This is a genomic window from Chitinophaga oryzae, assembly GCF_012516375.2.
GTDB classification, from domain to species: Bacteria; Bacteroidota; Bacteroidia; order Chitinophagales; family Chitinophagaceae; genus Chitinophaga; species Chitinophaga oryzae.
This window is the reverse complement of record NZ_CP051204.2, coordinates 2323233-2337532: the sequence shown is the minus strand read 5'-3', so window position 1 is coordinate 2337532 and position 14300 is coordinate 2323233. Positions and strand designations below refer to the sequence as shown.

Sequence of the window (14300 nt, the reverse complement as noted above, 5' to 3'; positions counted from 1 at the left end):
AGCCTGAGAAAACCTTTTTGTAACAATATTATTTAATCGCATGCAGCCTTTGCCAGGCGTATGCCGTGAATGTGCCCAAACCCTCTAAACCTGATTACGCATGCTGGTGAATCCCTTTTCTGGCAACAGTTCCAGGAGCCTTCCCTTAGCAGATGGTATAGATGACCATACCGGTTTTCCCCAACAAAAAGCACTCGATATCATCACCGCCCTGCATACCAGCTTTGCAGACAACAAACCGGCGCAGGTATGCCAGGAACTGCTGCTCGAACTGATCACCCTTACCGGCAGCGAAGGTGGTTTTATGGGCGCCATGGAAAAAGATTATTATCATCAGCCCTACCTCGAAGTACAGGCCATCATCAATATCCACTGGCATACCAACGTACAGCAATACTTCGGGTCCCGCCTCGAACGCGGACAGCATTTTACCAATATGGATACCCTTTTCGGTAAAGTGCTGCTTGAAGGGGAACCCGTACTCAGCAACCATCCCGATAAGGATGAACCCCGCTACCCGGCTGTCTTCCGGACATTTCTCGGTATACCCGTCCGTCACCATGGGGAAACCATCGGCATGATCGGGCTGGTCAACAAACCCGGCGGATACCACCCTTCCCTCATCTCCCTGTTGCAACCAATAGCGCTGACATATGGCACGTTGTTACACACCTACCGCAGCCGCTCCAGCCGGGAGAGCCTCGAAATGACGAACCAACAGCTGGTCACCGAACTGCATGCGCTCACCTCTTCCCTCGATGATATTGTATTTGAACTGGATGAAAAACTGGTGTTCACCCGCATCTGGTGCAATCAGCAACACCTGCTGTTTTTCCCGGAACATGAAATATTAGGTAAACCCATGGTGGACTTCGTGGGAGAACATGCCAACGCGTTCCGGCAGCTGGCCGACACCCTGCTGCGCACCGGCGATCCGCAATATTATGAATATGCTGACATCCGGCAGGAAATGCCGTACTGGTATGCCGTGAAAATGCGTATGATGCCCGCCAGCGACAGCTCTCCGCTGCGCCTCCTCATGTTTGTGCAGAACATCACCCAGCGCAAACGCAACGAACTGGAACTGCGACAGGTCAACGCAGACTATGCCCGGAACATCCAGATACTCGATATCACCCAACAGATGGCGCTCATCGGCGGATGGGAGTTTAACCTCATCACCGGACAGGTATTCTGGACCAGGCAGGTATACACGCTGCGCGAACTGCCGGAAAACTATGCCGCCATTTTTAACGACCTGGCGTTCTATCACCCGGAAGACAAACACCTGCTGGAAGAAGCACAGATACAGCTGCTGCGCCACCATCAGCCGTATTGCATCGATCTTCGGCATGTCTCGGCCAAAGGCACCGTCAAATGGGTGCGCACCACAGGGATCCCCGTATTCAACCACGACAAGGTCACCGCTTTCCGGGGTATTATCATGGATATCGACAAACAGAAAAGAGCCGACATAGAACTGGAAAACGCCGCCAGAAGCCGGAGCGAATTCCTGTCTGTCATGAGCCATGAAATCAGAACGCCGCTCAATGCCATCATCGGCATTGCCGGCACGCTGCAGGACCAGCCGTCAACCCTGCACCGCGAACTGCTGCAGAACCTGCACTTCTCCGCCAACCACTTACTGGGTCTCGTCAATGATATCCTCGACCTGAGTAAAATCGAAGCAGGGAAAGTAGAGCTGGAACATATCCCTTTCGACCTGCGGGAGCTGATACAGGGCATCAGCGGCAACTACCAGCCGTTGGCCGTTGCCAAGGGTTTACAAATGCATACCCATACAGATGCAGGCATCCCCCAACTGGTACAGGGAGACCCGGTACGGCTCGGACAGATCCTCAACAACCTCGTCAACAATGCGGTGAAATTCACCAACGAAGGATATGTAGACCTTGAGCTGCACATCGAAAGCAGCAGCAGTAACCATGTCACGATCGGCTTCAAAATAACGGATACCGGCATCGGTATCCCGCCCCATTTACAGGATAGTATCTTCGATACTTTTGTACAGGGCGATTCTGCTACCACCAGGGAATACGGCGGTACCGGCCTCGGTCTGGCCATCACCCGTAAACTGGTAGAGCTGATGAACAGCAGGATCACGGTAGAAAGCCAGCTGCAAGAGGGCACCTCCTTCCGGTTCTCCGTTACCTTCCAGGTACCCGCCGCCCAGGACATACCCGCACGGGAAGCCTGCATCGATCCGGCGAATATGCTGACCGGTATGCAGATGCTGGTAGTGGAAGACAATAAAATCAACCGGCAGGTGATGCAGCTGCAACTCAATAAAACCGGGGCCACTGTTACCCTCGCGGTCAACGGGAAAGAAGCTATCGCCAAAATGCAGGAACAGGCTTTCGATGGCATCATGCTCGACCTGCATATGCCTGAAATGAACGGCTACGAAACCATTCCATGGATACGCCAGCTGCAGCCCAACGCTTTTATCCTGGTGCTCACCGCCGATATTATGCCCGAAGCCACCGAAAAGCTGCGCCAGCTGGGAATCAGGGATATGCTGCCCAAACCGTACAAGGCCGAAGAGCTGTACCGGGTGCTTAACAGGTATAAAAAATGAATTCCCTACATTTGCCCCATGTCAACAATTAAAGGAAACCTGTCTGCCAGAGACCTCGAAGTGATCTGGCACCCATATACCCAGATGCAGACTGCTCCTGCTCCTATCGGCATTGTTCGCGGCGAAGGCGCCTGTTTGTATGATGAAGATAACAACGCCTATATAGACGCCACCTCCAGCTGGTGGGTCAACATTCACGGTCATGCCCATCCGCATATAGCACAGCAGCTGGCAGCACAGGCGCTGCAGCTGCAACACTGCATCTTCGCCGGTTATACACATCCGCCGGCGGTAAACCTCGCGGAAAGGCTGCTACAGGTCTTACCTGCCAACCAGCGCCGTGTGTTCTATTCCGACAACGGCTCCACCGCCGTGGAGGTAGCCATTAAAATGGCACTGCAATACTGGCATAACAAAGGACAACAGCGCAACAAAATCATCGCTTTTAAGAACGCCTACCATGGCGATACCTTCGGCGCCATGAGCGTCAGCGGACGCAGCGTGTTCACCCGCGTATTCGATAATTTTCTTTTTGAAGTACACTTCCTGGATGTGCCCACCTCCGGTAATGCCTCGGCGATCGTCGCCTCCATAGCGGCGCAACAGCCCGACCAGATAGCAGCGTTTATCTTCGAGCCGCTGCTACAGGGCTCCGGTGGTATGGTGATGTATGACAGGGACGGCTTTGAACAACTCCTGCAATACTGCCGGCAACAGCAGATCCTGCTGATAGCCGACGAGGTGATGACCGGCTTTGGCAGAACAGGCAGGAACTTCGCCATGGAATACATGCAGACCGCCCCCGATATGATATGCCTCTCCAAAGGGCTTACCGGCGGCAGCATGGCACTGGGCATCACCACCTGCACCAGCGATATCTATGAAGCGTTCCTTTCCAACGATAAACTGAAAACGCTGTTCCACGGGCATTCCTTTACAGCCAATCCGCTGGCATGCACCGTAGCCCTCGCCAGCCTCGACCTCTTTACCGACCCGGCCTGCGCGCTCAACCGGCAGCGGATACACGAAAATCACCGGCAGTTCCTGGAAGAACTGCAACAGGTAAGCGTCGTTAAAAATGCACGCCTCCTGGGAACCATCCTGGCGTTTGAACTGGTGACCGATAACGCCGACGGATATACGAACCAGCTGGCGGACCATCTCCACCGCTTTTTCCGGGCCAAACGGATCATGCTCCGCCCGTTGGGCAATACGCTGTACATCCTGCCTCCTTATTGTATTACGGACGATCAGCTGGCGGCTGTTTATGAAAGCATCCGCGAACTTGTCTCGCAAAGGCGCTAAGCAGCAAAGAGCGCAAAGAGAAAAATAAGAAAACAAAGAAAGCAAAGGGGCGAAGATCAAATTTGATCTTCGCCCCTTTGCTTTCTTAAAAAATCTTTGCGCTCTTTGCTGCTTAGCGCCTTTGCGTGAACCAAGCGAGCCGGCGAGCGTCAATTACTTAACAGGTACAGATACTTTCGTATCATCCCACTCAAACACCACCGCATTGGCCGGCAACGTGAAAGTCAGTTTTTCCACCGGTGTTTTCAGTGTTTCGCGGGGTACTTTCACCGATACCACGTCCTGGCCTTTTACTTTATCATAGTCGTAGGCGCCCCATTGTCCCAGTTTACTGTTCAGGATAACGGTCCATGTTTTGGGATCAGGAATAGAAAAGAGCGTGTAGGTACCTGCTTTCACCGGTTTACCACCGAATACCACGTCTTTTTTGAAAGTGATTTCGGTCGCTTCGTCAGCGCCGGTACGCCATACTTTGCCAAAAGGCTCGAGGGTGCCGAAGATCACCCGTCCTTTTTTGGATGGCTGACCATACACCACTTTAATGTCTTTATTTTCTACGTTTACATGTGGGCTTTTTCTGGCTTTTTCCTGGGCAAAACCGAGTGTGGTGGCCATACAGAAGAAAGCAGCCAATAAAAGGTGTTTCATTGCAGATGTAGTTTTTTTGTTGAGGAATGAGGTAATGACAACAATTTAGAACTATTAAACTGCTCCACCTTTAATTATTGGATAAATGGCAAAATTTAATTATTTAGTTATTTGGGTATTTGGGTATTTGGGTATTTGGGTATTTGGGTATTTGGCCATTAATTAAAATAAACCAAAAACCTAAATAACCAAATACCCAAATGATTAAACGGCTACTGTTCGCAAAGCCGGCTGAGGCGGGTGAGCCCGTCGGCCATGGCAGGGCCGTAAATACGGTCGGCCAGGAAGCCCCGGAGCTTCCACCAGGGCGCCAGGCCCAGTTTTATCTCCATATGCCAGAAGATAGCAGTGCCTTTGCCGTCGACGCTGGGTTTCAGTTCAATACCCCCTTTTACCGGGCGCATATTTTTGATGTCCAGGGTATAATGTACGCCTTTGTCGGCCTCACTGTCAACGATGGTGACTTTACCACTGTTGAACTGTCCCGCCCAGCTGTAGGAAGCGCCGGCGCCGGCGGTTTGTGCGGAGTACACGAGTTGAGCGGTCGTATCCGGGCGGCTCCATGGGTTCCAGTTTTCCCAGGCTTTAAGGTTGTTGATCTGTGCATAGACAGAGTCGATGGGCGCCTGGATCACCCCGGTACGTTCTACCACGGCGGTAGAGGGAAACATCAGCGACAACAGCAATACAAAAATGCCCAGTACAACGATGCTGATGCCTAACAATTTAAAAAGACGCATAATGCTGTTTAATTACGAACTACTAATCTTTTGATTCCTTCCAGTCCTTTTTCAAAGTCCTGCCCCACCCATTTGTCCATCATCAGTCCCATTACTTTCCTCAGCGGATGCTGGCCCATATTGCAGGTCATGCTCCAGCTGACCAGCGTGCCTTCCCCAACGGGGTCCAGCCGGAAAGTGCCTTTGGCGATGCCCATCCGCATAAAGTCGGTATCTGTGGCGATATATTGCCCGGGCCGGGATTCCGTGATGGTCATATGACCGTTGCCGATATTGCGGTGATGGCTCTTCCAGCTGTAGCTGGCGCCGGTACCGCTGTCTTTCTCGCCGTAGGTAATAGCCATATCGGGGTCGAGCTCTTTCCAGGGCGACCACAACTCCCAGTTGCGGACTACGTTGATGAGCGGGAAGATCCTTGCTGCCGGCGCAGGAATCATGAGCGAACGCTCCACTTTGACCATAGGGGGAAGAAACAAGCTGAATATGAAAAGCCCCAATACCAGGACGATCAACGCCCCCAGAAGAATAAAAAAGGCCTGCATGTAGCTGATTTTAGGTAAGCCAAAGCTAATAAAAAAACACAGCTACTCCCAACGGAATACTTTGATCGCCACGGCATATACCACTACTCCCCAGAGCGTTAAAATAGCGATGTCCCAGCCTACATGCCACAGGTGCTGCCCTTCAAACGCCACTTTACGCAGGGCATCAATCAGGTAGGTCAGCGGCATCACCTTACAGATAGGCTGCAGCCAGGCAGGGAAAGAGTCTATCGGGAAAAAGGTGCCTGCCAGCAGGAACTGTGGCAGCGTCACGATATTGGCCAGGGGAGGTATGGTGCTTTCATTTTTGGCGATGCTGCTCACCACAAAGCCGAAGCCCATGAATACCAGCAGCCCGAAAACAGACAACACCAGCATTTCCATGAAAGTAACCCAGCCGTGCACCAGCGTAAAACCGAAAGCAAAATGTCCCAGGCCGATAATCACCACGGAACTGATCAACTGGAAAATCATTCGGCTGAAAGCCTCTGCCAGTACTATATAGGTACGCTTGATCGGCGTGGCGAAGAAACGTTTTAAGACTAATGTCTGCCTTAAACTGTAGAACAGGAAGGCAGTGCCGAAAACGGCAGCGCTCATCAGCGCAAAACCCAGCTGGCCGGGCAGTATAAAGTCAATGGTTTTGAAAACACGCCCGGGTATCTCTTCTGTAGTGAAAGTCGCCACGGAAGCACGTGGGTACACCTGGTCATCGATACGGGCGGTCACTTCTTTCAATACCGACAACAAAATAGCTTTTTTGCTGGCATCGGAAGCCGTGGATGTTTTGATATTTACCTGGAAATGAGGCCGGCTGTCGGCTCCCTGCTGCGGTACAATATTCAGGATGGCGGTGATACGGCCCTTCTTCAGGTCGTCCTCCATCTCTGCCGCCGGCTGGTCGGTCACCAGTTTCAGCGTTTTCACCTTTGACAATCCTTCAAAAAACCGGCTGTTGATGTCGGTACGCCTGTCAACCCCCACTTTCACGGATACACTGCCGCCACCAATAAATCCGAATACGAGAATGAACACAAGCGGGAATCCCAGGCTAAAAACCACCGCTGAAGGGCTTCTGAAAATACCTCTTAAACTTCCTTTTGTTATAGCCAGCATGGCCCTCCATTGGCTGTACTTCACTCCATTCATCTGAGTCTCGTTTGTTAAAAATCCCGTAAAACTACTCAAAAAATTGACGCTCTGCCCGATTTTTCCCGTTGCTTTCGGGCGCTTTTCCCGGCTAAAGGTAGTTTTGGGTTGTTTTCGCCCGTTTTTATCGCTTTTTGACTGCTTTTTTGATGTTTTTTAGTGTTTTTACCTCCCGGAGATGATATCGGGGGAGATGACCGGGTAATTTTTAAGTGGATTTTAATGTCAGGGCAGACTAAAAAAAGGGGGATGAACAACGGTTGTTCATCCCCCAATAACAAAATTTATAAATCTTAAAATTTATAAATAAAAGGCAGTTTGGCCTGTATATCCCCGGGGATATGCTGGATGGCTTTCAGTTGCTGGTACAGGTCGTAGTTCACGCCCATTTCTCTTTTCACCATGCTCTCCTGTACTTCTCCGCCTACATTCTTCAGCAAGCGGAACAGTTTGTCTTTGACTTCCGGATACTCCACCATCCTGTAATCGGACACTTTAGCCAGGCGGGCGGCGCAATTCAGCGCCTCGTTCAGCCCCCCGATACGGTCCACCAGTCCGAGCTTCAGCGCATCAGTACCGCTCCATACACGGCCTTGCGCTATGCTGTCCACCACGGCGGCGTCCAGCTTGCGGCCGGCTACCACCCTTGATTTAAAGGAAGCGTAGATGCTGTCCACGCCATCCTGGATAAAACGTTTCTCCACATCGTTCAGCGGCCGGGACATCGTGCCCAGGTCGGCATAAGGCGCTGTTTTAACACCGTCGAACGTTACGCCCAGTTTATTTTTGAAGAAGTTCTCCATGTTAAACATGATACCGAATACCCCGATGGAGCCGGTCAACGTGTTGGGCTGCGCAAAGATGCTGTCTGCCATGCAGGAGATATAATATCCGCCGGAGGCGGCAAAATCGCCCATAGACACGACTACAGGTTTTACCTTCTTTGCCAGGGACAACTCGCGCCAGATCACCTCAGAAGCCAGCGCGCTACCGCCGCCGGAGTTTACCCGGAAAAGGATGGCTTTTACTTTCTTGTCTTCCCTTGCCTTGCGGATGCTGTAGATATAGTCTTCACTGGCGATGGTGGTCTGTTTTTCGGATTCACCGCTGATGATGTCTCCCTGAGCATAAATCACGGCGATTTTATTTTCGCTGGTGCCGTTGCTGAGGGTTACCGCGCTGTTGTATTTCAGGAAGGAAACCAGGTTGAGGTCTTCATCGCTTTTGACACCGGTTTTATTTTTCAGTTCACTCACTACCTCATCATCATATTTAAGCGCGTCTACCAGTTTGTATTTCAGCGCGTCTGACGATTCGCGGACCAGGTTTTCGTTGGCATAACCATGCAGGGTGGCGGTATCCAGCCTGCGGGCCTGGGCGATGCCATGGAGGTAATTGCCATACAGCTGTCCAAGGAACTGATGGGTTTGTACGCGGTTGGCCTCCGTCATCTGTGTTTCGCGGAGGGGTTCGGTAGCGCTTTTGAATTTGCCGCAGTAGAAAATTTCAGGTTGTATCTCCAGTTTCTCCAGTGTCCCCTTCAAAAATGTCACCTGTGTGGAAAAGCCGCTGAAATCAATGCCTCCCTTGGGGTTAAGGAACACCTTGTCGGCTGCGCTGGCGAGGTAGTAGCCTTGCTGGGACATCACTTCGCCATAGGCATATACAAATTTACCGGACTTACGGAAACGCAGGATGGCGTTGCGCAGCTCTTCCGTGCCGGCGAAGCCGTTGCCGCTACCATCTACCTTCAGGTAAATACCTTTAATATTGTCGTCGGTGGCAGCATGCTGGATAAGCCTTACCGCCTGAAACAGGCCGGGGATTTCGGAAGACTCATCTCCCATAAAAGAAGCCACGGGGTTCACCACTTTCTGTTCGTTAAAGGCCTGGCTGGTTTTCATCACCAGCACGGCATTGGGGGAAATCGTCACAGGCTCGCGGGAAATGGCTCTCCCGATGATCATCAGCAGCACCAGGAAGCAGAGGCCCGTAAAAACGATGAAGGCCAGGAGCGCTGCAAGGAAAGTTTTAAAGAAACGCATACGTTTTAGTTAAAATGAAAGGGAAATGGAAAGATACATTTTTTCAAAAATACGGAATATGGCTACTTTTGGGCTTCAGAATATACATGAATACAGCAATATTACTTATAGGTGGCAACCTGGGCGACCGTGTCGCCAACCTGCAACAGGCAGTAGCGCTCATCGGCGCATCCGCCGGAGAGGTGCTGAAGACCTCCGCCTTATACCAGACCGCCCCGTGGGGCTCCGTAGACCAGCCTGACTATCTCAATCAGGCCGTTGAAATACAGACCAGTATGGATGCACTAACGCTGTTGCATACACTGCTGGACATCGAGCGCCGGATCGGCCGTATCCGCCAGGAGAAATGGGGGGCACGGGTCATAGACATCGACCTGATCTTCTTCAATGACGAGGTCCTGTCCCTTCCTGAACTGAAACTGCCACATCCCCGGATGCATCTGCGCCAGTTTGTGCTGGTACCGCTGACCGAAATCGTGCCCGACTACCTGCACCCTGTGCTGCACAAAACCGTGCGGCAGCTGCAGCAGGACTGTCCCGATGATCTGAGCGCTGTTAAACTGAGCACGCAAAGCAGCTAAGCAGCCAAGACGCAAAGAATGATAGTTTCTATCATCTTACCATCCTACTTGTGACGCAAACTAATCTTTATCTTTGCTGCTTTGCTGCTTAGCGGCTTTGCGTGCAAAAACTCTAATCCATGCACTATAAATTCATTACTATAGAAGGAAATATCGGCGCCGGAAAAACCACGCTGGCCAATATGCTGGCCAAACATTTTTCTGCAAAACTGATCCTCGAAGAGTTTGCCGATAATCCCTTCCTCCCGCTTTTCTACGAACGCCCGCAGCAATACGCCTTTCCGCTGGAACTGTTTTTCATGGCGGAAAGATATAAACAGCTGAAAGAGATGCTGCAAACAAAAGACCTCTTTTCAGACGTGGTGATCTCCGACTACCTGTTTATCAAAAGCCTCCTGTTTGCCAAAATCAACCTGCCGGAAGAAGAATATTCCCTCTATCAAAAACTCTTTGACATCATCAACCCTCAGCTGGTACAGCCCGAGCTGCTGATATTCCTCAATGCGCCTGTCGCCAGGCTGCAGGAGAATATCAAACACCGGAACCGTTCCTACGAACAGCATATACCAGACGACTACCTGCTCAATGTGCATGATATGTACATGCAATATATCAGGCAGCATCCCGTCCGTACCCTCGTTATCGATACGACCAAAGTGGATTTCCTGCGGCAGCCGGAGGACTTTAAAAGCCTGCTGGCCGCGCTGGAGAAAGAATATGAGCCGGGGATGCACTATCTGAAACTGTGATGACGATCACAGTTTTGCAGCGATTGCTGTGGCGGCGACAAAGCCGCTGGTCCAGGCATGCTGGAAATTAAATCCGCCGGTGATGCCGTCTACGTCCATCACTTCGCCGGCAAAAAACAGGTTGGGCGCCAGCCGGCTCTCCATAGTGGAGGGATCTATTTCGCTGAGGGTGATACCGCCGCAGGTAACAAACTCTTCTTTAAAAGTGGTTTTGCCTTTTACAGGAAACTCCATGCTGACCAGCATTTTCATGAACCTGTTCTGGTCTTTCGCCGGAACGTCCGCCCAGCGCATATCTTCGGAGATGCCCGCCTGCAGCAGCAGGAACTGCCACAGCCGCTGCGGCAGCCCGAACGGGTTTTTATGATGTATTTTCTGTTTGCCCAGTTCCTGGCGCAGGGAAGGCCATTCTTCCCTCAGCGAATTTTCATGGTGATCGGGCAGCCAGTTCACCACCGCCGTAAAAGTGTATTGCATGGCTTGCAGCTCTCTGGCCCCCCAGGCCGACAGGCGCAATATCGCCGGGCCGCTCATGCCCCAGTGGGTGATCAGCACCGGGCCTGTCTCCTGTAGCCTGGTACCCGCAACCTTCACCTGTGCCGTAGAGGCCACGCCCATCAGGGAGGTAATGGGGTTGTTCGGCATATTGAAAGTGAACAGCGAAGGCGCCGGTGGCACGAACGTATGCCCTGTCTGCGCCAGCCAGCCGAACTTGCCGGCCTGCGCGTATCCGCCGGCAGCCACGCAGACAAAATCCGCCGTCAGCGTGCGGCCATCCTGCAACTGCAGCTGCCAACGCCCGTCGGCGCTCTTTTCCATCGTAGTCACTTCTTTATTGGTTTCTACCTTTACGTGGTATTTGTCCGCCTCCCGCAGCAAACAATCGATGATCGTTTGTGAATCGTCCGTCACCGGGAACATCCGCCCGTCTGCTTCCGCCTTCAGTTGCACGCCCCTTTCGGCGTACCATTCAATAGTATCCGTCACGAAAAAGCGGGAAAAAGCCTTCCGCACAAAATGTTGCCCGCGGGGATAACGTTTAGTCATGTACGTGATATCGGGCGCATTGTGCGTCACATTACACCGCCCGCCGCCACTCACCTTTACTTTGGACAGCAGCTTGCCGGTTTTCTCCAGCAACACCACCTCCAGCGACGGGCATAAACGCGCTGCGTTGACCGCACAAAAAAAACCGGCCGCACCGCCGCCGGCCACCACTAATCTTTTCCGGATTGCACTCATTAAAATCTTGTTAAAACCAACGCTTGAAGACGCAATAATAACAAACCTGCCGTAATCTTACCGTTTATTCTTTCGTAAGTTTATATTTGTCCTATTATTATATCCATTATTTCGGCTCAAAATACAGTTCATGCAAGTGCACAATACCAAAAAGAGACGCCACCTGAAGTGGATGATACCCGCTACCCTGCTGGCCGGAGTTATGGGCGCCGTGGCTATTATGCCGCCACCTGCCGACTGGTCGGATCACCTGGTTCAGGCTTTACAACAATACAACAACCGCTTCCCGCAGGAAAAAGTATTTCTTCATCTGGACAAAGACTACTACGCTGCCGGCGAAACCATCTGGTTCAAAGGCTATGTAACCCTCCAGGGCCTCCCCTCCACACAGGCGACCAACCTGTACGTAGAACTGCTCGACAAGAATAACAACATCGTACAAAAGAAACTGTTTGCCGTTTTCAACGCCGGCGCCCCGGGTAACTTCGAACTTCCCGAAGCACAGAAGCCCGGCGTGTACCAGCTGAGGGCCTACACCGCCTGGATGCTCAATTTTGACCCGGCCTTCACCTATACCCGTACCATCGAGATCTTCGATCCCGCGAAGAAAGGCGGCCCAACGGCCGATACTACCGCGGCCGATTTCTCCGTACAGTTTTTCCCGGAAGGGGGCAACCTCATTGCAGGCCAGCCTAACACCGTGGCATTCAAAGCGATCGACAACAACGGTTACCCCATCGAGGTGACCGGCACCATAAAAGATCCTAAAAATACCGCCATCAAATCCATACATGACGGTATGGGATCCTTCGAAGTAACCCCGGCCGCCGGCTCAGACGCCTACCAGGCCGTGGTGAAAAGCGCCAAAGGGCAAAGCAAAACCTTCACCCTGCCTGCTGCCCAGGCTACCGGCGCTTCCCTGAAAGTGTTCAACAAAGGCGCCCGTATTTTCTACCAGGCGGTTCCCGCCAATATGGGTGATACCGCACTGAATAAGCTGGTGGTTATCGCACAGATGGGCCAGCAGCTCGTCTACAAGGCGCTCCTCGATATATCCGAAGGCCGTATCAGCGGCTTTATTCCGGCCGACAAACTGCCCAGCGGCATCCTCCAGATCACCCTGTTTGGCAGCAACGGCGTTCCTCTCGCAGAAAGGCTCTCTTTTGTGCGCAGCAACGACCGCATGGAAATGGACGTGCTGGAGTCTGACGTAGCCCGTGACCCGCGCAAGAAAAGCACTTTCGTACTGCGCCTCCCCGATACGCTGCAGTCCAATATCTCCGTAGCCGTCACCGATGCCGACGCCGTGCCTGTAGATAAAAACGCCGCCGACATCGTGTCCACGCTGCTCCTCACTTCTGATATCAAAGGATTCGTATATAATCCCAACTGGTATTTCAAGGATACCAATCCCGCCACCCTGCAGGCGCTCGACCTCGTGATGATGACCAACGGATGGCGCAGGTTCAGCTGGGAGAAGATCGCTAAAAATGAATTCCCGGAAATACGCCACCCTTACGAACAGGGCGTTACCGTCAAAGGTGTCACCACCGGCGTTAACGGCAGACCTATCGTAGGCGGCAAACTGGACATGATCATCAAACTGCCGGTTGACAGCTCCTCCATGTTCGCTTCCGCCCCTATCGACGAGAAAGGGGAGTTCAACATCGCCAACATGGTGTTCCCTGATACGGCTTATATCTACTACCAGGGCAGCGACGCCAAAAAGAGCAAAGATGTCAACGTGAAGTTCGACATCCACTTCTTTGATCGCGCCACCCAGGTGAAAATACCTTACCCCCTGCGCGTTCCTCCGGCCATAGACAACAACTCCCTGAAGCTGTTCCTCGCCACCGCCGCGGAAAGCAACAAGGTTAACCGCGCTATCAACAACAAAACGGTATACCTGCAGGAAGTAAATGTCAACGCTAAAAAAATCAAACCGGAGGAAACCACCGAAAAAAGATATACTTCCGGTATGTTCTCCGGCGGCGATGGTTATACCTTCGATCTTACCAAGGAGAACCCTACTGCCTACAATATTTTCCAGTATCTCCAGTCTAAAGTTGCGGGCCTGCAGATCACCGGTGACCTCAGCAACCCGGCGCTCTCCTGGCGCGGCGGCAAACCCGGCCTGTATCTCAACGAAATGCAGACCGACGTGAGCATGCTGAGCACCCTCAGCATCAATGATGTGGCCCTGATCAAGGTGTTCCGCCCTCCATTTATGGGTGGCTTCGGCGGCGCTAACGGCGCTATCGCGGTATACACCAAAAAAGGAGGCGACAACCCGCCTGCCAACGACCCGTCTATCAAAGGCTTCCAGCTGTATAAAAAAGCAGGTTATGCCATAGTGAAAACTTTCTATTCTCCGGACTACTCGGTGAAAAAAGAAGTGCACGCCCTGCCCGACAAACGCCTGACACTGTACTGGAACCCCAATGTGCCGGTAGATACACTGACACATACCGCCAAAGTGGAATTTTATAACAACGATTTCTCCAAACGCTTCCGCGTAGTGGTACAGGGTATCACTGACGAAGGCACGGTGGGTAAGTTTGAACAGGAGTTTTAATCACGCAAAGCACGCAAAGTTTTTTATTGTCTGATTAAGAACGCAAAGGAGCGAAGACCATATTTTACCATCCACCTTTGAGAAAAAGTGGGCAGTAAAATACGGTCTTCGCTCCTTTGCGTTCT

The 14300-nt window shown here is 52.0% G+C and carries 11 protein-coding genes; 5 read left to right on the top strand and 6 right to left on the bottom strand.

The features are described 5' to 3' along the window. The first annotated feature begins 100 nt into the window (after positions 1-100). Positions 101-2599, top strand: a complete 2499-nt coding sequence (locus tag HF324_RS09740) for an ATP-binding protein (protein WP_168859674.1) — start codon at positions 101-103, stop codon at positions 2597-2599. An 18-nt stretch (positions 2600-2617) separates the two neighbouring features. Beyond that, complete coding sequence (gene bioA / locus HF324_RS09735; protein ID WP_168802292.1) at positions 2618-3904, top strand: adenosylmethionine--8-amino-7-oxononanoate transaminase; 1287 nt, start codon at positions 2618-2620, stop codon at positions 3902-3904. Between the two features lie 153 nt (positions 3905-4057). Here bioA and HF324_RS09730 read toward each other — a convergent pair whose 3' ends face one another. The 5 genes from HF324_RS09730 to sppA all read right to left on the bottom strand — a co-directional run bounded on the left by HF324_RS09730 (position 4058) and on the right by sppA (position 9028). Next, positions 4058-4552: a DUF2911 domain-containing protein gene (locus HF324_RS09730; RefSeq protein ID WP_168802291.1), complete on the bottom strand. Its 495-nt coding sequence runs from the start codon at positions 4550-4552 to the stop codon at positions 4058-4060. Positions 4553-4764: 212 nt separating this feature from the next. After that, positions 4765-5292, bottom strand: coding sequence for an SRPBCC family protein (locus HF324_RS09725; RefSeq protein WP_168802290.1), 528 nt, complete (start codon positions 5290-5292; stop codon positions 4765-4767). An 8-nt stretch (positions 5293-5300) separates the two neighbouring features. Then, on the bottom strand, positions 5301-5834 hold the full coding sequence (locus HF324_RS09720; RefSeq protein ID WP_168802289.1) for an SRPBCC family protein: 534 nt from the start codon (positions 5832-5834) through the stop codon (positions 5301-5303). A 42-nt stretch (positions 5835-5876) separates the two neighbouring features. Beyond that, on the bottom strand, positions 5877-6983 hold the full coding sequence (locus tag HF324_RS09715; protein WP_168802288.1) for an ABC transporter permease: 1107 nt from the start codon (positions 6981-6983) through the stop codon (positions 5877-5879). A 293-nt stretch (positions 6984-7276) separates the two neighbouring features. Continuing rightward, complete coding sequence (sppA, locus tag HF324_RS09710) at positions 7277-9028, bottom strand: signal peptide peptidase SppA (protein WP_168802287.1); 1752 nt, start codon at positions 9026-9028, stop codon at positions 7277-7279. A gap of 86 nt (positions 9029-9114) precedes the next feature. Here sppA and folK point away from each other — a divergent pair, with 86 nt between their 5' ends. Beyond that, positions 9115-9609, top strand: coding sequence for a 2-amino-4-hydroxy-6-hydroxymethyldihydropteridine diphosphokinase (gene folK, locus HF324_RS09705; RefSeq protein ID WP_168859673.1), 495 nt, complete (start codon positions 9115-9117; stop codon positions 9607-9609). Positions 9610-9728: 119 nt separating this feature from the next. Further along, positions 9729-10358, top strand: coding sequence for a deoxynucleoside kinase (locus HF324_RS09700; protein ID WP_168802285.1), 630 nt, complete (start codon positions 9729-9731; stop codon positions 10356-10358). Between the two features lie 6 nt (positions 10359-10364). Here HF324_RS09700 and HF324_RS09695 read toward each other — a convergent pair whose 3' ends face one another. Next, complete coding sequence (locus HF324_RS09695; protein ID WP_168802284.1) at positions 10365-11600, bottom strand: BaiN/RdsA family NAD(P)/FAD-dependent oxidoreductase; 1236 nt, start codon at positions 11598-11600, stop codon at positions 10365-10367. A gap of 130 nt (positions 11601-11730) precedes the next feature. Here HF324_RS09695 and HF324_RS09690 point away from each other — a divergent pair, with 130 nt between their 5' ends. Continuing rightward, positions 11731-14175, top strand: a complete 2445-nt coding sequence (locus HF324_RS09690; RefSeq protein WP_168859672.1) for an MG2 domain-containing protein — start codon at positions 11731-11733, stop codon at positions 14173-14175. Positions 14176-14300 lie beyond the last annotated feature (125 nt).

Bases quoted from the DNA above. Each gene is read 5' to 3' on its own strand.
- HF324_RS09740 (WP_168859674.1), top strand. From the start codon at position 101: ATGCTGGTGAATCCCTTTTCTGGCAACAGTTCCAGGAGCCTTCCCTTA.
- bioA (WP_168802292.1), top strand. From the start codon at position 2,618: ATGTCAACAATTAAAGGAAACCTGTCTGCCAGAGACCTCGAAGTGATC.
- HF324_RS09730 (WP_168802291.1), bottom strand. From the start codon at position 4,552: ATGAAACACCTTTTATTGGCTGCTTTCTTCTGTATGGCCACCACACTC.
- HF324_RS09725 (WP_168802290.1), bottom strand. From the start codon at position 5,292: ATGCGTCTTTTTAAATTGTTAGGCATCAGCATCGTTGTACTGGGCATT.
- HF324_RS09720 (WP_168802289.1), bottom strand. From the start codon at position 5,834: ATGCAGGCCTTTTTTATTCTTCTGGGGGCGTTGATCGTCCTGGTATTG.
- HF324_RS09715 (WP_168802288.1), bottom strand. From the start codon at position 6,983: ATGAATGGAGTGAAGTACAGCCAATGGAGGGCCATGCTGGCTATAACA.
- sppA (WP_168802287.1), bottom strand. From the start codon at position 9,028: ATGCGTTTCTTTAAAACTTTCCTTGCAGCGCTCCTGGCCTTCATCGTT.
- folK (WP_168859673.1), top strand. From the start codon at position 9,115: ATGAATACAGCAATATTACTTATAGGTGGCAACCTGGGCGACCGTGTC.
- HF324_RS09700 (WP_168802285.1), top strand. From the start codon at position 9,729: ATGCACTATAAATTCATTACTATAGAAGGAAATATCGGCGCCGGAAAA.
- HF324_RS09695 (WP_168802284.1), bottom strand. From the start codon at position 11,600: ATGAGTGCAATCCGGAAAAGATTAGTGGTGGCCGGCGGCGGTGCGGCC.
- HF324_RS09690 (WP_168859672.1), top strand. From the start codon at position 11,731: ATGCAAGTGCACAATACCAAAAAGAGACGCCACCTGAAGTGGATGATA.